This window comes from Gracilinema caldarium DSM 7334 (assembly GCF_000219725.1).
Lineage (GTDB): Bacteria > Spirochaetota > Spirochaetia > Treponematales > Breznakiellaceae > Gracilinema > Gracilinema caldarium.
In genome coordinates this window covers 491,714-514,192 of the sequence record NC_015732.1, presented here as the reverse complement: position 1 = coordinate 514,192, position 22,479 = coordinate 491,714, and the positions used below count along the sequence as shown (strand labels likewise).

Genomic DNA, 22,479 nt, shown 5'->3' with positions numbered 1-22,479 from the left:
AGGACGAGCCGCCCGTTCCGTCAACTAGCAGACTGGGCCCCCGCGGAAAGCAGGGTTTTAAATTCCTGTTCTTCCAGGGTTTCCTTTTCAAGTAGGTGCTGAGAAATCTTTTCAAGAAGCGGCTTCTTTTCCAGGAGTAGGTTCTTTGCTTTAAGATACCGTTCATTCACAATACGGGCGATTTCTTCATCAATATATTGCTGTGTCGATTCAGAGTACTCTCGGTGCATCACCGGTTCTGCATTGGCGGGCCCTAACATAGAAGCCCCCCGCTGCGTTAAAGCCACATGGCGGAACCGGGGGCTCATGCCATAATCGGTAATCATACGGCGGGCAATGTCGGTCGCTTTCGTCAGGTCATTGGCGGCCCCCGTAGAAATTTTCCCGAACACGACATCTTCAGCAGCACGCCCACCTAGAAGTACATCAATCTTACCTAAGAGTTCCTCTTCAGTCATAAGATACCGGTCTTCTACTGGCATCTGCAGGGTGTAGCCTAAAGCGCCAAAACCTCGGGGTACAATAGAAATTTTTTGTACCGGATCGGATCCGGGGGTAAAAGCAGCGACAAGAGCATGTCCTGTCTCGTGATAGGCCACAATCGTCCGTTCCTCTTCGTTAATTGCCCGATTTTTCTTCTGTAGGCCTGCTACAGTTTTTTCGATAGCCTCATCAAAGTCCTGTTGTTCCACCATCTTTCTGCCGGCACGAACCGCGAGCAGAGCTGCTTCATTGACGATATTTGCCAGATCTGCACCGGCAAAACCTGAGGTTTTTCGGGCGACCTTGCTGAGATCTACCTCTGGTGAAAGTTTTACATTCCGGGCATGAATTTTGAGTATCGCTTCACGACCAGCTAGATCGGGCCGGTCTACCAGGACCTGCCGGTCGAAACGGCCAGGCCGGAGAAGAGCTGGATCAAGCACATCGGGTCGGTTGGTAGCGGCAAGGATGATGAGTCCACTGGTAGCATCAAAGCCATCCATTTCGACGAGCAGCTGATTCAGGGTCTGTTCCCGCTCGTCATTACCGCCGATGGCACCGGTGATACGACTCTTACCGATTGCATCCAATTCATCAATAAAAATGATACAGGGGGCTTTCCCCCGGGCCTGCTTAAACAGATCCCGGACCCGGGCAGCACCGACACCAACAAACATCTCTACAAAGTCAGCGCCGCTCATCTTAAAGAAGGGCACCCCCGCTTCACCGGCTACTGCCCGGGCCAGCAGGGTCTTACCGGTTCCGGGTGGACCAACCAGGAGGACCCCCTTAGGGATTTTTCCTCCTATGTCGGTATATTTTTTTGGATTTTTCAGGAAGTCGACAACTTCGACCAACTCCTCCTTGGCTTCATCCACTCCAGCCACATCGGAAAAGCGGGTTACCACATCGCCTTCAGCAACAATGACGGCACGGTTCTGTCCGATAGAGAGGACATTGTTACCCATATTTCCCATCCGCCGTATCAGGATACGCCAGATAAAGAAAAAGAAGGCAAAGGGCAGAACCCAGCTGAAAATAAAGTCCAAAACTGCACTCCCCTCTTTAGACACCGCATAGTAGCTCACCTTTTTTTCATCCATCAATTTAATGAGCTCCGGATCATAAATGGGAACAGTCCGGTAGGCAGCTTCAGGGGGTGTATATTTTCTGGTTAATAAGTCTGGAGACTGTTTTTTTTCAGTGGTATAGCCGGTATAATAATTTGCATCCAATTCTACCCGTTTAATTTCTCCTGAGGCAATCTTTGCTTTAAATTCAGAAAAGTCGATGGTTGGATTTACATTATTCAAAAATACATAATTAAAAAGGCTCATCAGAACGATGAGTACCACCACATACCCCAGGGAAAAACGCCATTGCCAGTTACCAAAGGGACTGTTGCCAGGCACCGGATCTGGACTGCCTCCAAAGGGAAAATTGAAATTCTTTTTCGGCAAACCCTTTTTGGTCCGTTTGGTTGGTTTGCGTTTCGGTTCATTACTCATGAGATATTTACTCCTAAGTAGTAAAATATCTAATTTCCCTTCTATCGGCTACCGTATTGTATAAAAATGCTCACAGAGTTTTTACTCTGGCTTTATTTTCAGCAGATCAGCAACTGACAAAACTATCCATAACCACTGGGCCGCCTTATACTACACCATAGTTTCCCTCATAAACACATCCAGCTTCGGATAGGGGATCTCGATACCTTCTTCGGCAAAGCGGCGATGGATATCAACCATTATAGAGTTTTTAAGGTTAAGATATTCGGATTTCTCAAACCAGAGGCCTACAAGGATATTAATTCCTGAACTGTCAAACTTATCAAATACAATCAGCGGTTCTGGATTATCGAGTACATAGGGGTTTTTCCCTGCAACATCCAGAAGTATGGTTCGAACCCGCTCCAGATCAGAGGTATAAGCCACGGAGACCCATACATCAAGCCGTCGTATGGGGAATCGGGTAATATTGATAACATTAGTCTTTATTAATGTTTCGTTGGGTATTCTGATATACCGGTTATCAAAGGTTTGGATTTTTATAGAAAGGAGATCGATGGATTGCACTACGCCACTCACATCTCCAACTTGAATAACATCTCCTATCTGGAAGTGTTTTTCAGAAACTAAAAAGAGACCAGAAATAACATTGGATACCGAGGTTTGGGCTGCAAAACCGACCGCTATACCAGCAATTCCAGCAGCCCCCAGGAGGGCGCTCAAATCAATTCCCAGGGCATTAAAGAGGGTCATGATCGCTACCACATAGCCCGCATAGCGGATTATTTTTTTAATTACAAAGGCCCGCGGTTGGGGTAATGCAGCGGCGGCCATTTTACTAACAATACGATTCGCAATTCCAAAGACAATCAGAACCAGACCAATGGCGATGGCAGTACCGAGAATTTTACTATAAAAATCTGCCGAAGCAAATTGTGAAAGAAATGTCGTGATATTCGAAAAAAGCACATCCGTTTTCATACCAATTTCCTGCCTACATACCGGTAATTACTTTTAAGAAATTCATACCCCGCCGTACAAGGAGTTCGCTCAAGCCTGATTTATTCCCTTCATGTACCTTCTTTCTGCTCCTATGGGTTCCTTCATCAACACTCATTCTGAGGCCCCCTTCACTGGTTGTATCAATTAGTACCGTGTCTCCCAGGAGCATACCATGCTGTTCATAAATACTCATCAGATCGGTAAAAATGGCAAGCCGTTTTAAATCAAGCTCATTTTTTGTACTGTTTCGCACCATAATATCGCAATGAATAAGGGATTTGCACTCTGAAGTTCGTGAAAGGGTATCGATACCGGTATTACCATCGGTCGATTTAAGGGTCTCTACCTCTCCTTTGCATTGCGGATCCAGTTTAAGTGGTAATGATAAACAAAGATTCCCCGATTCCTTATCACCAAACCAAGTAGGAGAAAGGTTAAAGAGCTGTTTTTCAGCTAAAACCGTACCGTCTTCGAGTTCAAAACGCAGCAGGGGCGGCAAGGCTACAGTAAAATGCGCCTCCGCTCCAGGTAATAATCGAATTTCATTCCGGACTGTAATTAGATAGGGCTGTTTTGCAAAGTGTGGCCGCAGCGCGATCTTCTTCCCCTTACCCACTGCAAAGGCAACTTCCGCATTGCCTGGCTGTTCAACCGGTTCGGGGCCGCCGGAATCGGGAAGCACTTCCATATAGGTGCCTGCAATAAATGCGAGACGCCACTCTTCTCCATTCTTTCGTAGATAAGCGCGGCCTCCATCAAGCCGCCATTGATACCAGGTAATCTCATTCGGTGTAAAATAGTCCCACATGCTATCAAAATATATACAAAACCGGTATTCTTGTCACTTGCAAAGGACCTTCATTTAGCTTGAAAACTATGATACCATCAGGCAACCTTCTTTAGGGCATCTAAAAGCCCCCTGATATATCTATCTAACGGAGTATTGTATGATGCACTTAGCGGATTACCCCCAGCGGCGTTTTAATCCCCTGGCTGGTGAATGGGTGCTGGTTTCCCCCCACCGAACCAAGCGGCCCTGGCAGGGACAGGTAGAAAAACCGAACCTGGACAAATTGCCCGAATACGATGAAACCTGTTACCTCTGCCCGGGAAACGAACGGGCTGGAGGGGTAAAAAACCCCGCCTACGAAGGGGTCTATACCTTCCCCAACGATTTTGCCGCCCTCCTTCACGATGCCCCGGAAGAATCCATGAATGAAGGTAAGGGGCTCTTTCAGGCTGTTACCGAACGGGGCCGCTGTGAAGTACTTTGTTTCTCTCCCCGGCATGATCTTACCCTCCCTCGGATGGATATTTCTTCGATAAAGGCAGTAATCCGGGTATGGCAGGAGAAATATATAACCCTTGGATCGGATCCGCTCATTTCGTATGTGCAGATCTTTGAAAACCGCGGCTCCATCATGGGCTGTTCCAACCCTCATCCCCATGGTCAGATCTGGGCGAATGAACATGTTCCAGACCTGCCGGCAAAGGAAGATAGCCGCCAGCGCTCTTATAGAAAAGGACATGGCACATGCCTACTCTGTGATTATGTGCAGGAAGAACTTGCGAGAAACGAACGGATTATTTTCCAGAACGATTCCTTTGCCGCCCTGGTGCCCTTCTGGGCAGTCTGGCCCTATGAGGTCATGATACTTCCCAAACGTCACTTTGCGTCGATAGACCAGATGACCGACCAGGAAGTAACCGACTTTGCCGATGCCCTTAAACGGATGGGCACCCGATTCGACAACCTGTTCCTGACCTCCTTCCCCTACTCCATGGGCTTTCATCAAAAACCCACAAAACCTGTAGAGGATCCTGAGGCTGATGCAGCCTGGCATTTCCATGTGCATTACTTCCCGCCGCTTCTCCGCAGTGCGACAGTCAGGAAATTTATGGTAGGATTTGAACTTCTGGCCATGCCCCAACGGGATATTACCCCCGAATCAGCGGCTGAACGCCTCAGAAGTCTTTCGGAACTACATTATATGGAGCAACAATCATGACAGGTCACGAATTACTCCATCGGCTTTCCAAGGCCAGCAGCCGAGACATATTAGCCGAATTATATGGAACATCCCAGGTTGATGAAGCGCTCATGCGATACAGGGCTTTGCTCGAAGCTACCCTGCAGGCCTTTCCTGAATCCGAAGGGGATATCCATGTCTTTACCGCCGCAGGCAGGACTGAGCTCGGAGGCAACCATACGGACCATAATCACGGTAAGGTCTTAGCCGCATCGATCCAGCTCGATGCCCTGGCCTTTGTTGCCCCCCGACAAGATACCAAAGTGATATTCCGGTCCACCGGGTACCCCGATGTAGTCTTGGATATTGCGGACACCACATCAAAAACAGAGGAACGGGGGACCACCGCCGCTTTAATCCGGGGAATCGCCGCAGAGTTTAAAAAGCGGGGGGTAGCAGTCCGGGGTTTTACGGCTAATGCCCACAATACGGTCCTTTCCGGATCAGGACTCTCTTCTTCTGCATCGGTTGAAGTCCTCTTCGGCACCATTTTTGACCGCCTCTATGGGGAGGGAAAACGATCTGCTGTAGAAATTGCCCAAATCGGTCAGAAAGCAGAGAATGAGTATTTTGGTAAACCCTGCGGTCTTATGGATCAGGTAGCTTGTGCCTCAGGCGGTGCTGTAGCCATTGATTTTAAGGATCCCGCTCAGCCCATAGTAACCCAGGTGCCCTTTGATCCAAGCCTTTCCGGCTATGCCCTCTGCGTTGTGGATACCGGTGGAAGCCATGCGGACCTGACCGATGAGTACGCCGCTGTTCCCACTGAAATGAAGGCGGTCGCAGCCCATTTTGGAAAAACAGTGCTCCGGGACATCAGTAAGGATGACCTGCGTAAGGCTATCCCCGATCTGAGAAGGAGCGTCGGAGACCGGGCCATATTGCGAGCCCTCCACTTCCTTGCAGAAAACGACCGGGTCGACGCCATGCTTCGGGCCATAACTGCCAACCATACTGCAAGAACTGCTACAGAACGGCAAACTACCATAGAAACCTTCCTGTATCTCGTGAACGAGTCAGGCAATTCCTCCTGGGAGTTACTGCAGAATGTCTTTTCAGTAAAATCAGTCAAAGAACAGGGGCCGTCTCTGGCTTTAGCCATGACCAGAGAGTTTATCCGGAATCTGGGGCGAGGCGCCTGCCGGGTTCATGGAGGAGGCTTTGCAGGAACGATTCAGGTTTATATCCCCCTCGAATCGGTCCATGACTATCGTGTATGGATGGCACCTACCTTCGGTGAAAAAGCGGTGACCCAACTGAGAATCCGTCCGATTGGGGCATCGGAACTGCACTTTGAATAGTAAAACCCTTTAAAAAAGCATTTACTTCGGATACTATACAGTCGATACTAAAACAGTAGGTGATCCTTTTAAAAAGCAGCTACCTTTTTAAAAGGATCCCTAGGGTGTATCATTTTTGGAGGGGAAACGCTTTGGCTTATCCTAATGCACTATCCGCATACCGGGAAACAAGGGTCCGTACTGCAAGTCAGGGACAGCTCATCATCATGCTCTATGATGAAGCAATTAAACAGCTCGACCAGGGCATTGAATTGCTAACCCTTAATCAAAAAGGGAAACCTGACCCATCTCGGATTGAACCTATACATAAGGCTCTAGTAAAGGCCCAGGATATCATTACCGAATTGATGGTATCTCTGGACTTTGACCAGGGCGGTGACATCGCTAAAAATTTATTTTCTTTATATACCTGGTTTAACCGGGAATTACTCGAAGCAAACCTGGCTAAGGATGTGGAGCGAATAAAAGCAGTACGGACCATGATGCATGAGCTGCGGGTTGCCTGGCAGGAAGTGGTAACAAAAACCGCTACAGAACACAAAGGCAACCCTTCTGCCGGAATTAATATTGCTGGATGAGGTAAACCAATGGCAAGCACCGAATCTGAAACAAAACAAACACCATTAACAGAAGAGGAGCTTGCACATCGGGTTGCGGTAATGAAACGGTTTCGTGAACTCCTTCTGGAACAACGGAACCGCTTTCAGGAATACCTGGTCGTCCTAGATAAACAAAAGGATGTGATCGAAAAGGGCGACACTGACGCCCTCCTTTCCCATGTAGAACTCGAAGAAAAAATAGTATCGGATATCTTTGCCATACAAAAGGTAATTGATCCCCTGGAAGACCTCTATAGGGCCAGCTATCCTGAGCGCGAGACAGAGGTCCCAAAACTAAAGGCGGCCCTGGAAGAACTCAAACATGAGGCTGTACAGCGTTCTCAGCGGAACCGAAATTTGCTCTCTGAACGCATGGAAAAACTCCGCAGTGAAATTAAAACCCTCCGTAACAATCCCTTTGCCGCCCGGCGCTCCGTCTATGATAACTCTGGAGCTGCTTCTCTCATCGATATTAAAGGATGAACACCCAGAAAGATCCCATCTATCTCATCGATGCATACGGTCTCATATACCGGTTCTATTTTGCATTCATGAATCGTCCGCTCCGTAACAGTAAGGGTGAAAACGTCTCTGCCCTGTTCGGATTTGCCCGAACCATCGGCAGTTTACTCAATGACGGAGCCCCCCTGGCAGATAAAGCAGGGACCCTGCTTCCCAACCGGATCAGACCGGACCATCTGGCAGTAGCCTTCGACTCACCGGGACCGACCTTCCGGCATCAAAAATACGAAGCCTATAAGGCAACCCGGCAAAAAGCCCCGGAGGATCTCCATGCCCAGGTGCCCCTGGTACAGCAATTTCTTGAACTGCTTAAAGTTCCTCTCCTGCAGGTACCGGGTTATGAAGCAGATGACATAATAGCCACCATCGCCGAACAATGCCGGCGGGAAGGCCGCCCCTGTTATACCATTTCCTCTGACAAGGACCTGCTCCAGCTCGTAGGGGATGGGATTTACCAGTTACGGCCAGGGAAAAGCACCCTGCCCCAGGAAGGTATATCCCTGGAATTGGTCGGGCCTGAACAGGTAAAAGCAGAATGGGGCGTGCCTCCAGCCAAAGTGCTGGATATCCTGGCCCTTATCGGCGACAGTTCGGACAATATTCCCGGAGTAAAGGGAATCGGTGAAAAAACTGCTGTTAAATTGATGACCCGCTACGGTTCTCTTGATGAAATCTATAAAAATCTTGCCAGCATCGAAGGATCTGTGGGGAAAAAACTCGCCGAGGGCCGGGAAATGGCCTATTTTTCCCGTTCCCTTATCGAACTATACAGTACCGTTCCCCTTCCCATAAGCAGTTTGGATGCTCTGGCCATTCATGACTTAGGGACCCGAGAGGCAGCCCAGTTTCTCCTCCAGCAGGGAATGAAACAGGCGGCGTTGTTCCTGGATCCGGAAGCCACCAAAGGTCTAAACACTGTCGGAACCGCATCCAACCCAGTCCAGTCTGGCAGTCCAGCCCTGTCCCCCCGTGCCCCTGCGGGCAGCTCCGGCTCGCCAGCCCCCAATGCCCCTGTTGGAACATCCAGCGCCAGATCTGCACTGAGTCCCGATACCAGCCTCTTCGGCAATTTCCCGGGCAAGGCCCTGGAGACAGAGTCTATTCCGGAACAACTGCGACAGCCTGGGACCTATCGAGCCATCACCGACCTGGCTGAACTGCAGACCCTATTAGCCAAAGCCCGTGAGCAGGGCATGATGACCCTGGATTTTGAAACCAATTCCCTGGAAGCCTGGGAGGCCCGGGTGGTTGGCTTTTCCTTTGCCCTCGAAGCCGGTACCGCCTACTATGTACCGGTCATGGCCCATCAGGGAATCAGCCCCTATATTGATGAAAACCAGGCCAGAGCAGAGCTTCAAAAGATCCTCTTAGACCCTGCCATGACCATTGTGGCCCATAATGGAAAATATGATTATGCCGTAGCCCGTCACTGGGGCATCCCCCGCTGGGAAGGCCGTATATGGGACACCATGGTGGCCGCCTGGGTACAGGACCCAGAACGGGGTAACTACGCCCTGGATTCACTCATTACAGCCCATCTGGGACTCAGTACCACACCCTACGACCAGGTGGTTCCCAAGGGCAGCACCTTCGATACCATCAACCTGGAAACTGCGACGGCCTATTCCTGCGAAGATGCGGATTACACCCTGAGAATGAAGGCGATACTGGAACCTACATTGCAGGCCATGGGCTGTCTGGACCTGTTCCGCAATTTGGAAATGCCCCTCCTGCCCATTTTGAGCGAAATGGAAGGCCGGGGTATTAAAATCGAAGCGGAGGTGCTCCGATCCTATGGCAAAGAACTGGCAGGAGAACTCAGGTCCATTGAAAAGAGCATTTACGAGCTCGTGGGCCATGAATTTAACATTGCCTCCACCAAACAACTGCAGGATGTATTGTTCAAAGAACGGAAACTGCAGGCTTCTAAAAAAACCAAGACCGGCTACTCTACCGATGTGGCAGTTCTGGAAGAGCTCGCCCGGGAAGATCCGGTACCGGCATACATACTTCGATACCGGACCCTTGCCAAACTGAAATCGACCTATGTGGATACCCTGGCCGACCAGGCAGGTCGTGACGGCCGGCTCCACACCCACTTTGTCCAGACCGGCACCGCCACAGGGCGTCTTTCGAGCCGGGATCCCAATCTGCAAAACATTCCCATCCGGGATGAGGAGGGCCGGCGTATCCGTCAGGCCTTTGTGGCAGAACCGGGAACTCTGCTTATATCAGCCGATTACAGCCAGATTGAGCTTGTCGTGTTGGCCCACCTGTCTCAGGATCCGGGCCTTATCGAAGCCTTTCTTAAGGGGGTGGATGTACACCGCCGAACTGCGAGCCTAATTTTTGGTGTTCCGGAAGACCAGGTAAGCAGCGAACAGCGCCGCATTGCCAAGACCATCAATTTTGGTGTTATGTATGGGATGAGCGCCTTCAGGCTATCCAACGAACTCGGTATAAGCCGCACCGAGGCCCAGACATTCATCAACACTTATTTTACGACCTATAAGGGGATCCGATCTTTTATCGATACCACCATCCAGGAAACAGAACGGACCGGCTATTCCCAGACTATTCTGGGCCGGCGCCGCTATATTCCCACCATTAATTCCCGAAACAAAACAGAAAAGGCTGCCGCTGAACGGGTGGCCATTAATACTCCGATTCAGGGTTCCGCAGCGGATATTGTAAAGCTCGCCATGATCCGGCTGGACCGGGCTTTGCGTAAAAAGGGAAATCCCGCCCAGATGCTGCTCCAGGTCCATGATGAGCTGATCCTTGAGTGTCCCGAAGCCCTGGCAGAAGAAACTGCCCGGCTGGTAAAGGAAGAAATGGAACAGGCTATCGTCCTGCGGGTCCCGCTCCGGGTCAGTGTGGAAACAGGCAAACGCTGGGGAGATTTCCACTGATGATTATAAAGCCGCCCCTGGACAATGCAGATGAACATAGTTCAGAACCTATATTAATAGGCCTTACCGGCCCATACTGTGCCGGAAAAAACTACGTCGCAGCCCTGCTTGAGCGACGGGGAATCCCTGTCCTCGATGTGGATAAACTGGGCCATCTGGCCCTGGAGCAGGAAAAGGATGCAATCATAGGGAGGTTCGGCACCGCCATACTAAATCCAGAGGGGAACATCGACCGGAAAGCCCTGGGAGCCCAGGTATTCAGTAATCCCCAAGACCTGGCAGACCTGGAAGCTATCGTGCATCCCCGGGCGAACCAGCTTACCGAAGCATGGATCCTGAACCAGGGGGATAAAAAGGCAGTGGCTATCAATGCAGCCCTGCTCCACCGGTCGGTTGTGTTCCCGAGGCTCCGTTGTATTATTATAGTTCAGGCTGGATTAATAACCAGATTGATCAGGGGAAAACAGCGGGACAGGTTGCCCTTACAGGAGCTTCTGAAACGTTTTAAAAGTCAAAAAAAATTCAATGCTCAATACTTTCAAGGAAATGCCGATACCTATACTGTAAAGAATCGGGGCGTTCTGGGTATCTTTACCCGGTGGTATCGGAGCCGCCTGGAACGCCGTATCGATGCAATTTTACAACGGGAGGGGATAGGGCATTAATTATGGAAAAGAAACAATTACTGTATATCATAACATCCGTAGGCCTGGCCCTAATTTTGTTCATTGTAGGAGCAATCTGGCTTCTTTCAACCAAAAAGCAATCCGCAAATTCCCTCGCCTCAGTCCAAAGTATTGGGACGGCGGCTGGAGGCCCTGGAGTGAACTTCCCTACAGCCGGCAGCCCAGCAAGCAGTGCCCAGGCGGCAGGCAACCTTACTGCAGGGACTATGGCAACAGATACACAGAATTCCGTTGCTGGGCCTGCCGGCACTGTTGGCTCAGTGAGCCCTACCGGCGCTTCAAACCTAGCTGGCGGACAGGGGCCGGCATCGGCTGATAACCGGGTTAATCCCACCGAGTGGGTCAAGAACCCCCAAACGGTCCAGGGCCTCCAGCCGCCTCCTGCAACAACCCCTGCAAGCCGCGGTGATGTGATTATTGTCTATGGAGACAATACGGTTACCAGTAAAACCACCGGTACTCTTCCTGGTACAGGGACTGATCCTAACAGTGTAGTGATTCAGGTACCATCCCCCCAAGGAATAGTTTCCCCTACCTCCGGTACTACCATAACCGGAAGCACCAGCACAGTACAGACGGTAGAGACAAAATCAACCCAAGATGTTTCTCCTTCAGTACAGATCACCCAGACTAAAACAACAGGTTCCACAAAGACTTCTGCAGAAACGGCAGCACCCAAAACAACCACAACCAAGAGTACGCCAAAAGTATATACCGATTACTGGGTGCAGACAGGAGCTTACTCTACCAAAGTACGAGCTGAATCAGTTAAAGAACAGCTCCAGACCAAGGGAATCACCTCTGTTCTGGATGTAAAGGATGTAAACGGGAAAACCTATTACCGGGTTCGCATCGGTCCCTACACCACACAAAAAGAAGCCCAATACTGGCTTGCCCTGGTAAAAAATATTGATGGTTTTTCTGAAAGCTATATCAGCTCCGTTCAGGTAAAACGATAAAAGGCTTCTAACCTCTATGAGGTTACAAGGAGCCTGAAAAGGAAACCGCCCAACATTATAATACAGGCACTTAATTAAAGCAAAATCTGCGAAGCATGCCGTATATCGGTATGATTCGCAGTTGTTTTTTATTACTATGTTTGTTTCTTTCAATCATTGATCAAAAACTCGGTGCTCAGAATAAAACCAATAGTACTAGCCTATCAATCTATTCAGATACCAGTGTAAATCCTTGGGCGGACATTCCTAAATTGCTTCAACAAACTGACATCAGGGTTAATGTTTCTCCCACTAAGCTTTTCATACCATTACCACGAATTCGTGTTTATTCGTTACAGAGCATCACGTTGGATACAAGTGACTCAATGAAATTACACACTCAGGAGTCATTGATTCCCAAAGTATTAGGTGTTGGGCTGTATGCCCCTCAAGGAGGGTATCGTTTTCTCTATGGAGCCCTATCAATTAATGGTATTGAAGAACGGATTCAAAATCTTTGGGAAAAGGCCTTTATCCTTCCTGCATCTTATACCAAAACAGGCGCAGAACTTTTACGGACCACATCCTTACAGCAACAACAAGATATCGCAGGATTTATTAGCATACCCTTAGGAGAGAGGAGGCTTTTGTATTCTTTGTTACATAAGAGGGAACAGGAACATCTTCATGGAACCATAGGCTTCGAAACCTTCCATATTAGTGGACAGCCACTACGTATTGAAGCAGGCTTTGGCTACCATACAATCCCTGAAACATCAGCAAATACCTGGTTTTCTTCAGCTCCATTCCTTCCTAATCGCAATCATTATATAACCAGCATAAGTTTTCAGTGGTTTGGTCCCTGGTTACAATTTATAGGAGAAATGGCTTCATCCTATACATCCTGGGAGGGTATAGGTTATTATTGGAAAGGGGCTTTTGCTTTTGGCTCCCCATCGTTTCGTCTTTCCGGTGGATACGACACTATTCAAGGACCATTCAGGGATAGTGCAGGAAACCTACAGATAAATACACCGCATGAAGTAAAAAACCGAAGCCGTTTTCAGATATATATGAGAAACAAAAACCTGGGAAATCTTATTCTTAATTCTGAAACTAGATTTAGTAGAGATGAAATAGCAAGTCCATACTATATTGATGAAAGTAAAAACTATATATATTTCATTAAAGGACAATTATTGACCCCATGGTGGATCATTCCTGCCAATACAACACTAAGAGTAAATTATACAAAACATGAAGAGCTTCCCTACAACGGGGCTCTCTTAGTAAGCTATAAGCTAAGTAAGAGGTTACGACAACGACAAGGGACAAATGGAGTAACCTGGTGGGCAAATATGCAAAATCGCATAGAGATCTTTTCAGACCAGGCCCAGATGCGGTCATCAACAAGTAAAAGAGACCTTAAATATTCCTGTGAGGGAATGTTGGGGATACAATTTAAAAGCACCAGCATACAGATTGGTACCACGGTAACAAAGAAAGACTCATCTTTGCACCAGGAGTCCATCAACCTAAAACTAAGTTATAAAAAGGATTATGTTAATGTATCAAGCTCTGTGAACATACCCCTTGCTCAAAACGCCGATGGAAACATACAACTCTCAATGACCTGGGTATGGTAAATCCTCTGCCATTTACACACTTGAGCCCCTTGAAACTTATCGCAAATATTACTATATTGTACGGACTGAAAGTATATAGTAGCCATCCTTACGATTACCCTGGACAGCTTAATGGTTGGACTCACAACAAAGGGAATCTCAGGGCTGCTACATACAGTTCGAACGTTGAGTCGAACCCGCCTGTGAGCGGGAAGCTATACTAGGGATAAGAGGTATAATACGAGATGGGCATCGATATAAGCAAGATGCGGAATATCGGAATCAGCGCACACATCGATTCTGGTAAAACAACGCTTTCAGAACGTATTTTGTTCTATTGTAACAAAATACATGCCATTCATGAAGTACGCGGAAAAGACGGCGTCGGGGCAACCATGGACCATATGGAACTGGAGCGGGAACGGGGTATTACTATCCAATCTGCGGCTACCCAGGTTACATGGAAAGACCATACCATCAATCTAATCGATACTCCCGGACATGTCGATTTCACCATCGAAGTAGAACGGTCCCTTCGGGTCCTTGACGGTGCTATATTAGTACTCTGTGCTGTTGCCGGAGTTCAGTCCCAGTCTATCACCGTAGACCGGCAGTTAAAACGATACCACGTACCCCGTATTGCCTTTGTAAACAAATGTGATCGGACCGGTGCTAATCCCTTTAAAGTACGCATGCAGCTCCGGGAGAAGCTCGGTCTCAATGCGTACCTTGTTCAGATTCCGATTGGACTCGAGGATAAACTGGAAGGACTTGTCGATCTCATTACCATGAAAGCAGTATATTTTGATGGAGATCAGGGCACTCAGATCCGTTATGCTGAAATTCCAGCCCACCTCCAGGCTGATGCGGCTAAGTATCGGGAAGAACTCCTGGATGGTCTTTCCATGTTCTCCGACGAGCTTGCAGAGTTGTACCTGGCAGGAGAAGCAATTCCTGAAGACCTCATCTATGCTACTATCCGGAAAGCAACCATTGCAGAACAGTTTGTAGCAGTCATGATGGGTTCTGCCTATAAAAACAAGGGGGTGCAGCTCCTCCTCGATGGGGTTATGCGGTATCTCCCCAATCCCAACGAAGTAGAGAACGTGGCCTTAGATCTGGATAACAACGAAGCTCCGGTAAAGCTCAAGGCCGAAGATAACCTCCCCACGGTAGCTCTCGGCTTTAAGCTCGAAGATGGACAGTATGGACAGCTGACCTACGTTCGTATTTATCAGGGATCAATTAAAAAGGGTGATGAACTCTATAACTCTCGGGCCCACAAGAAGTTTAAGGTTGGTCGTCTTGTACGTATGCATGCCAACAGCATGGAAGATATTAATGAAGGCTATCCAGGTGATATCGTTGCTCTCTTTGGTATTGACTGTGCCTCCGGTGACACCTTCTGTTCGCCTTCGATTAACTATGCCATGACTAGTATGTATGTTCCGGAACCGGTTATCTCACTAGCCATTACCCCCAAGGACAAGAAATCTGCCGATCAGATGGCCAAAGCCCTCAACCGCTTTACCAAAGAGGACCCCACATTCCAGACCTTTGTGGATCCTGAATCCAACCAAACCATTATTAAGGGCATGGGTGAGCTCCATCTTGAAGTATACATCGAACGGATGAAGCGGGAATATAAATGTGAAGTAGAGACCGGTATGCCCCAGGTTGCCTATCGGGAAACCATTACCCAGCGGGCAGACTTTAACTACACCCATAAGAAACAGACCGGTGGTTCCGGTCAGTACGGCCGCGTAGCCGGTTATATGGAACCCCTCGAAACGGGTGATTACGAATTCGTGGACAATATTAAGGGCGGTGCCATCCCGAACGAGTATATTCCCAGCTGTGATAAAGGGTTCAGGGAAGCCCTCAAAAAGGGTTCTCTCATCGGATTCCCCATTGTTGGTGTCCGCTGTGTTATCAATGATGGTCAATCACACCCGGTTGACTCTTCTGATATCGCTTTCCAATTGGCTGCCATTGGCGCTTTCCGCGAAGGTTATGCAAAGGCGAAACCCTGTATTCTGGAACCCATCATGAAGGTTTCCGTAGAAGGCCCCACTGAATTCCAGGGAAATATTTTTGCCTCACTTAACCAACGTCGTGGTATAATAACCTCGTCCACTGAAGAGGGGTCCTATTCCCGTGTCGAAGCCGAAGTTCCGCTCAGCGAAATGTTCGGTTATTCCACGGTACTCCGATCCTTGACGCAAGGCAAGGCCGAGTTTACCATGGAATTTGAGAAATACGGGAAAGTCCCATCCAGTATTTCTGACGCTCTCATCAAAGAATTTGAAGAGAAACGGAAGAAGGAACAACACTAGGAAGGAGAGGTCATGGTTAAGCAAGAACTTATTCAACGCAGTCCCGTCCGTGTATTCGAAAAGTCCATCCACGGTGGTCTTAAGGCGGGTGAAATTGGGGTCATTGCATCCAGAAAGGGTGTAGGCAAGACCTCTGTCCTCGTCCAGATTGCCCTTGACAAGTTGATGCAGGGGAAAAAGGTTATCCACGTATCTTTTTCTCAGCACACCGACTATGTTATTGCCTGGTATGAAGATATATTTTCAGAAATTGCAAAGAAAAAAAATCTTGAACATGCGCTTGAAGTTAAAAATGACTTGGTAAAAAATCGGGTGTTAATGAATTTTAACCAGGATGGGGTAACAAGCGAACAGATCATTCGCAGTCTCCGGGCCATGATTATCGATGGCGGTTTTAAGGCCGATGCACTTATTATCGATGGTTATGACTTCAGCCGGGCTACAAAGGAACGGGTTGCAGCTATGAAGGAGTTTGCAAAAGAACTCCACCTTGAAATATGGTACAGCTGCAACATCAATCCTGATGAATCAAAAATTGAAAAATTGGGTATTCCTCAAGTTTTACAGGATTACGCAGATCTTCTTGACATTATCGTGGTGCTTGAACCCAAACAAGATTATGTTCAATTTAGTGTTGTTAAGGATCGTACTGTTTTAAATCCAACTCACCTGGATTTAAAATTGGATATCAAGACGCTTCTCATCGCTGAGGCTTAATGAGTCTCTTTAAAGAGGCCCTTGAGAAACCTGTGTTTTTTAAAAGTTTGTCTTAAACAATTTGCTAAGGGCTGTTCATGTAATCCATGAACGGCCTTTTTTGTTGATTAAACAGATTTTAATTCTTATTATTGCTTTTTTATAAAAAATAATGCTATACTAAACCGGTTAAATGGAGGTTTTATGCATCGAAAAAGCGGTATTTTACTACATCCCACCAGTCTTCCTGGCCCCTATGGTATTGGTGATATTGGGAAAAAAGCCTTTTCTTTTATAGATTGGCTTGTACAGTCTGGTCAAAAAATATGGCAGGTTTTACCCTTAGGACCGACTGGGTACGGTGATTCCCCCTATGCATCTTTTTCCACCTTTGCAGGAAATCCACTACTGGTGAGCCTTGATACACTCATCTCAGAGGGGTATCTCAGTGAACAGGACCTTTCTGATTGTCCTGCCCCTCTAGAGGGTAATGTAGATTATGGGATGATTATTCCTTGGAAGTTTAGTAAACTTTATCTTGCTGCACAGCGTTTTCTTTCCTCTAAAACAAGTTCCGCCCACGAAACGTTTAACAATTTTAAAAACGAAGAATCCTGGTGGCTCGATGATTATGTCTTATTTATGGATATAAAAGAGCATTTTGATAAAAAAGCTATCGCAGAAGGTCGTTTTGGAGCCATGTGGTCTAATTATTGGCCAAAGGATCTTGCCCTTAAAAAGGCCGAAGCCATAGAAAAATGGATATCTGACCCGGAGCACCAGGCATCCATGGAAGAACGAAGAGTAATTCAGTTTTTCTTCTTCTCCCAATGGAAAGCCTTAAAAAGCTATGCAAATACCAAGGGGATTTCCATTATTGGCGATATTCCGATATTTGTCGCGGCAGACTCTGTTGATGTATGGGCTCACCGGCATCTTTTTCAAATTAATGATGATGGCCAGCCAATAGCTGTAGCAGGAGTACCGCCAGATTATTTTAGTGCTACTGGGCAGTTATGGGGAAATCCCCTTTATAATTGGAAAGCCCATGAGGCAGAAGATTTTTCCTGGTGGATTAAACGTATAAAAGGAAACATGCGCCTTTTCGATTACCTCAGGGTTGACCATTTCCGTGGATTTGAAGCCTATTGGGCTATACCCTTTGGCAACCAAACCGCAGAATATGGTCGTTGGGAAAAGGCTCCGGGGCATGCATTCTTTAAAAAACTAAAGGAAGAGCTTGGAGATATTCCCATACTTGCAGAAGATCTCGGGTTTATTACAGAAGAAGTTCGTGACTTGCGGGATTCATTTGAGCTTCCAGGCATGAAAATACTACAGTTTGCCTTTGATGCCAATGAAAGCGGTAAAGGCCTTAATACACTGAATGGCTTCTTACCTCACATGTATACCCCCTTAAGCGTTGTATACACAGGAACCCATGATAACGATACTATGAAAGGATGGTTGGATAAGGCATCACAAAAAGAAAAAGAGTTTATTATCAACTATCTTGGATATCATCCAGAAGATATGGTCAAAGCGCTCATCCGACTTGCTATGGCCTCCGTTTCCGAATTTGCGGTAATTCCCATGCAGGATGTACTTGGTCTTGGTTCAGAAGCTCGTATGAATACACCTTCGACCTTAGGTAATAACTGGAAATGGCGTTGTAATGACGCTGATTTTTCACAGGCCCATGCAGAATTTTTAAAATCACTTTCTTATATGTACGGCCGCAATATTGATGAATAATGGCTTGAGGGAAGAATAGCTTCCGAACCAGGTATTCTTCCCTGCACTCTTTCTTGATAATCCTCTCTATACGTCATACTATTTAAACTATCAACTTATAGTGGAGGATTATTATGAAAATTATTAATACGCTCATTTCAGTTTCATTATTATTATTAATTACTATATTTGCTAGTCAAAACACCATTACTGTTACAATAAACTTCTTCAATACATCTGTTTCTGGATCTTTAGCACTTATGCTATTAATAGCATTTATATTAGGTTTTTTTTCAGGGATTGTTTTTCTTTTACCATCATATATCCGAACATCATTAAAAAGGCAAAAGAAAATGCAAGATGTTAATAACATTCCTCAAAATAATTCTAATAATTTTACTACAGGGGCATCTAAAGACTAAAGTATTTAAGAAGCAATCTGAGAACAAAAAAAAGCCTGGCGACTACCTACTTTCCCACCCCTTCGAGGGGCAGTATCATCGGCGTTAGAGGGCTTAACTTCCGTGTTCGGAATGGGAACGGGTGTAACACCTCCACTATGGTCACCAGGCAATACTTACTAGGTTATAAAGATCGTGACATATGACCGATACAACGGTATGTATCCGGTTCATTATCCTGCTAAACAGGGGTAAGAGTCGTCGGCAAGAAGGTGTATACTAGAACGATAATATGGTCAAGCCTCACGGCATATTAGTACTGGTCGGCTGAGTACATTACTGTACGTAGACCTCCAGCCTATCAACCAGGTAGTCTTCCTGGTGCCTTTAGGAGGGTTATACCCTCAGGGATGGTTCATCTTGAGGTGGGCTTCCCACTTAGATGCCTTCAGCGGTTATCCCTTCCGAACATAGCTACCCTGCACTTGCCCTTGGCAGAACAACAGGTACACCAGAGGTTCGTCCACTTCGGTCCTCTCGTACTAAAAGCAGCTCCTCTCAACCATCCATCGCCCGTGGCAGATAGGGACCGAACTGTCTCGCGACGTTCTGAACCCAGCTCACGTACCGCTTTAATTGGCGAACAGCCAAACCCTTGGGACCTGCTCCAGCCCCAGGATGCGATGAGCCGACATCGAGGTGCCAAACCTTCCCGTCGATGTGAACTCTTGGGGAAGATCAGCCTGTTATCCCCGGAGTACCTTTTATCCGTTAAGTGACGGCGCTTCCACTCGCTACCGCCAGATCACTAAGACCTACTTTCGTACCTGCTCGACCTGTCAGTCTCGCAGTTAAGCCGCCTTGTGCCTTTACACTCGTACGCTGATTTCCAACCAGCGCGAGGCGACCTTCGCGCACCTCCGTTACTGTTTGGGAGGCGACCGCCCCAGTCAAACCGCCCACCTATCATTGTCCGATACCCTGCTTCAAGGGCACCGTTAGAAACCTAATCCGACAAGGGTGGTATTTCACCGGCGACTCCACACAGCCTAACGGCCATGCTTCCTAGTCTCCCACCTATCCTACACATGTCGAATCAAGTCCCAATGATAAGTTACGGTGAAGGTTCACGGGGTCTTTCCGTCTAACCACGGGTAACCGGCATCTTTACCGGTACTTAAATTTCACCGAGTCTCGCGTTGAGACAGCTCCCAGATCGTTACACCATTCGTGCGGGTCGGAACTTACCCGACAAGGAATTTCGCTACCTTAGGACCGTTATAGTTACGGCCGCCGTTTACCGGGGCTTCGATTCACAGCTTCGCCTTGCGGCTAACCGCTCCTCTTAACCTTCCGGCACCGGGCAGGTGTCAGCCCCTATACGTCTCATTGCTGATTCGCAGAGGCCTGTGTTTTTGGTAAACAGTCGCCTGGGACTGCTTTATGCTACCTCCCCTGACTTATTGCTAAACCAGAAAAGGCCACACTTCTCCCGAAGTTACGTGTGCATGTTGCCGAGTTCCTTAACGCGAGTTCTCTCGAGCGCCTTAGATTGCTCATCCCGCCTACCTGTGTCGGTTTACGGTACGGTCTTAACAAGCCTATCCTTAGAGATTATTTCTTGGCACCGTGATTACGCCCGCTTCAGCTTTCCGTAGATCGCCTCGCTGTCACACCTCACCTCAGAGCGCGGATTTGCCTACGCCCCTCTCCAGCTCAGTGCTTCGACCGAAACTACCAGTCTCCGGCCGGGTTTCACCTCATGCGTCATCCCTTCGAAACTTGCTAAGGTACTGGAATCTTCACCAGTTTCCCATCGACTACGACTTTCGTCCTCGCCTTAGGGGCCGACTTACCCTGGGCAGATGACCTTTACCCAGGAATCCTTAGGCTTTCGGCGGACGGGGATCTCACCCGTCTTTTCGTGTACTTATACCTGCATTCTCTCTTCCACTCCCTCCAGCTACCTTTCCAGGCCACCTTCGTCGGTCTGTGGAATGCTCCCCTACCAACCTACCCTCGCGAGTAGATTCCGTGGCTTCGGTATACCGCTTAGCCCCGTTACATTGTCTGCGCATGACTACTCGACCAGTGAGCTATTACGCACTCTTTAAAGGAATGGCTGCTTCTAAGCCAACCTCCTGGCTGTCTTCGCAATCACACATCATTTTACACTGAGCGGTATTTCGGGACCTTAGCCGACGGTCTGGGCTGTTTCCCTCTCGACTACGAACCTTGTCGCCCGCAGTCTCACTCCCATACGTTGTGTACTGGCATTCGGAGTTTGGTTGGGTTTGGTAGGCGGTGAAGCCCCCTAGTCCATCCAGTGCTCTACCTCCAGCACATTTGTATGAGGCTGTCCCTCAAGGCATTTCGGGGAGAGCCAGCTATTTCCAAGTTTGTTTAGCCTTTCACTCCGAGTCACGGGTCATCCCTGCGTTTTTCATCACACTAGAGTTCGGTCCTCCACTCAGTTTTACCTGAGCTTCAACCTGCCCGTAACTAGATCACTTGGCTTCGGGTCTACGACAACGAACTTTGCGCCCTGTTCAGACTCGGTTTCCCTCCGGCTCCGGCGCTTCCACGCCTTAACCTCGCTCGCTATCGTAACTCGCAGGCTCATTCTACAAAAGGCACGCCATCACACCCTTGCGGATGCTCTGACCTGTTGTGGGTTCATGGTTTCAGGTTCTCTTTCACTCCCCTCACCGGGGTTCTTTTCGCCTTTCCCTCACGGTACTTCTGCACTATCGGTAGTCGCGGAGTATTTAGCCTTGGATCGTGGTCGACCCAGATTCCGACAAGGTTTCTCGTGCCTCGCCGTACTCAGGTACCGCATCACGGAGTCATATCCATTTCGTCTACGGGGCTTTCACCCTCTCTGGCCGGCCTTCCCAGAACCGTTCCACTATAGATATGATTTTTCACCTCCGCGGCTTGCGCCCATGCGGCCCTACAACCCCAGCTAAAGCTGGTTTAGGCTCTTCCGATTTCGCTCGCCGCTACTTTCGGAATCTCGTGCATCTTGCGATGCTGTTGATTTCTCTTCCCGGGGTACGTGAGATGGTTCAGTTCCCCCAGTTTCGCTTCCGCCGCCTATCTATTCAGCGGTCGGATGACAGACTCTCGTCTGCCGGGTTACCCCATTCGGCTATCCAGGCATCTCGGGATGTGTGCTCCTCCACCTGGCTTTTCGCAGCTTACCACGGCCTTCTTCGCCTCGCGACTCCTAGGCATCCACCTATGAACCCGTCTTCGCTTGACCATATTATCGTTCCCGCTCTTACTCCCGTAAGAACGTCTTCTTCTTGCCCTTCCCTCGTCGCTCTCTTCTCAGTGAGCACCCTGTCAAATACCACTGCTTGCGTTCCCTTCCAGGTCGCAGCATCTTTTGGGTTTTCTCGTCGTTTCCAACGTCGAATCCCCATGTCTTGGAGATAAGGGGATTCGCCTTCCGTTCAGTTCCATCACGAAACTTCACTCCAGGCCGGGCCGCTTGCTGCCGCGTGCATCCCTGCACGCTTTTCATCGTATTCACGATGCGCTGCGCGGCCTTCGAATCCCCAATTTCCTGTCATTCAAAGACCTTTTGGAGATAAGGGGATTCGAACCCCTGACCTACGGCTTGCAAAGCCGCCGCTCTAGCCAGCTGAGCTATATCCCCGCTCAGACGGTTATCTATATCGCAAGTCTCCCTGCGTTATAT

At 48.3% G+C, this 22,479-nt stretch carries 15 protein-coding genes, 1 tRNA gene and 2 rRNA genes; 12 read left to right on the top strand and 6 right to left on the bottom strand.

Going from position 1 to position 22,479, the window contains the following annotated elements:
* Positions 1-20: 20 nt before the first annotated feature.
* The 3 genes from ftsH to SPICA_RS02335 all read right to left on the bottom strand — a co-directional run bounded on the left by ftsH (position 21) and on the right by SPICA_RS02335 (position 3,801).
* A complete protein-coding gene (gene ftsH / locus SPICA_RS02345; RefSeq protein ID WP_013967933.1) occupies positions 21-1,991 on the bottom strand; it encodes an ATP-dependent zinc metalloprotease FtsH in 1,971 nt (656 codons plus the stop codon).
* A gap of 150 nt (positions 1,992-2,141) precedes the next feature.
* Entirely contained in the window at positions 2,142-2,972 is an 831-nt protein-coding gene (locus SPICA_RS02340) for a mechanosensitive ion channel family protein (protein ID WP_013967932.1), read from the bottom strand.
* Between the two features lie 13 nt (positions 2,973-2,985).
* Positions 2,986-3,801 (bottom strand): hypothetical protein, encoded by an 816-nt coding sequence (locus tag SPICA_RS02335; protein WP_013967931.1) that lies wholly within the window; start codon positions 3,799-3,801, stop codon positions 2,986-2,988.
* 139 nt (positions 3,802-3,940) lie between these two features.
* Here SPICA_RS02335 and SPICA_RS02330 point away from each other — a divergent pair, with 139 nt between their 5' ends.
* The 12 genes from SPICA_RS02330 (at position 3,941) to SPICA_RS02275 (ending at position 18,794) form a co-directional block, all read left to right on the top strand.
* Positions 3,941-5,002 (top strand): UDP-glucose--hexose-1-phosphate uridylyltransferase, encoded by a 1,062-nt coding sequence (locus SPICA_RS02330; protein ID WP_237255896.1) that lies wholly within the window; start codon positions 3,941-3,943, stop codon positions 5,000-5,002.
* Positions 4,999-6,324: a galactokinase gene (locus tag SPICA_RS02325; protein WP_013967929.1), complete on the top strand. Its 1,326-nt coding sequence runs from the start codon at positions 4,999-5,001 to the stop codon at positions 6,322-6,324. The genes SPICA_RS02330 and SPICA_RS02325 overlap by 4 nt, the downstream gene beginning before the upstream one ends.
* Before the next feature lie 131 nt (positions 6,325-6,455).
* A complete protein-coding gene (gene fliS, locus SPICA_RS02320; protein ID WP_013967928.1) occupies positions 6,456-6,902 on the top strand; it encodes a flagellar export chaperone FliS in 447 nt (148 codons plus the stop codon).
* A gap of 9 nt (positions 6,903-6,911) precedes the next feature.
* Positions 6,912-7,406 carry a flagellar export chaperone FlgN gene (flgN, locus tag SPICA_RS02315; RefSeq protein ID WP_013967927.1) on the top strand — a complete coding sequence of 165 codons (495 nt, stop codon included), beginning with the start codon at positions 6,912-6,914 and terminating at the stop codon, positions 7,404-7,406.
* Positions 7,403-10,357: a DNA polymerase I gene (gene polA / locus SPICA_RS02310; RefSeq protein ID WP_013967926.1), complete on the top strand. Its 2,955-nt coding sequence runs from the start codon at positions 7,403-7,405 to the stop codon at positions 10,355-10,357. The genes flgN and polA overlap by 4 nt, the downstream gene beginning before the upstream one ends.
* The gene (gene coaE / locus SPICA_RS02305) at positions 10,357-11,022 is read left to right on the top strand and encodes a dephospho-CoA kinase (protein ID WP_013967925.1); all 666 of its coding nucleotides are present in this window, start codon (positions 10,357-10,359) and stop codon (positions 11,020-11,022) included. Before polA ends, coaE begins: the two co-directional genes overlap by 1 nt.
* A gap of 2 nt (positions 11,023-11,024) precedes the next feature.
* A complete protein-coding gene (locus SPICA_RS14605; RefSeq protein WP_013967924.1) occupies positions 11,025-12,002 on the top strand; it encodes an SPOR domain-containing protein in 978 nt (325 codons plus the stop codon).
* Between the two features lie 110 nt (positions 12,003-12,112).
* Complete coding sequence (locus tag SPICA_RS02295; RefSeq protein ID WP_156789611.1) at positions 12,113-13,627, top strand: hypothetical protein; 1,515 nt, start codon at positions 12,113-12,115, stop codon at positions 13,625-13,627.
* Positions 13,628-13,851: 224 nt separating this feature from the next.
* Positions 13,852-15,942, top strand: a complete 2,091-nt coding sequence (gene fusA, locus SPICA_RS02290) for an elongation factor G (RefSeq protein ID WP_013967922.1) — start codon at positions 13,852-13,854, stop codon at positions 15,940-15,942.
* A gap of 12 nt (positions 15,943-15,954) precedes the next feature.
* Complete coding sequence (locus tag SPICA_RS02285) at positions 15,955-16,659, top strand: P-loop NTPase family protein (protein WP_013967921.1); 705 nt, start codon at positions 15,955-15,957, stop codon at positions 16,657-16,659.
* 183 nt (positions 16,660-16,842) lie between these two features.
* Positions 16,843-18,393, top strand: a complete 1,551-nt coding sequence (malQ, locus tag SPICA_RS02280; protein WP_013967920.1) for a 4-alpha-glucanotransferase — start codon at positions 16,843-16,845, stop codon at positions 18,391-18,393.
* A 113-nt stretch (positions 18,394-18,506) separates the two neighbouring features.
* Positions 18,507-18,794 carry a LapA family protein gene (locus SPICA_RS02275; RefSeq protein WP_013967919.1) on the top strand — a complete coding sequence of 96 codons (288 nt, stop codon included), beginning with the start codon at positions 18,507-18,509 and terminating at the stop codon, positions 18,792-18,794.
* A 33-nt stretch (positions 18,795-18,827) separates the two neighbouring features.
* Here SPICA_RS02275 and rrf read toward each other — a convergent pair.
* The 3 genes from rrf to SPICA_RS02255 form a co-directional block, all read right to left on the bottom strand.
* Positions 18,828-18,943 (bottom strand): 5S ribosomal RNA (gene rrf, locus SPICA_RS02270).
* Between the two features lie 122 nt (positions 18,944-19,065).
* A 23S ribosomal RNA gene (locus tag SPICA_RS02265) occupies positions 19,066-22,038 on the bottom strand.
* Positions 22,039-22,363: 325 nt separating this feature from the next.
* A tRNA-Ala gene (locus SPICA_RS02255) sits at positions 22,364-22,437 on the bottom strand.
* Positions 22,438-22,479: the final 42 nt, after the last annotated feature.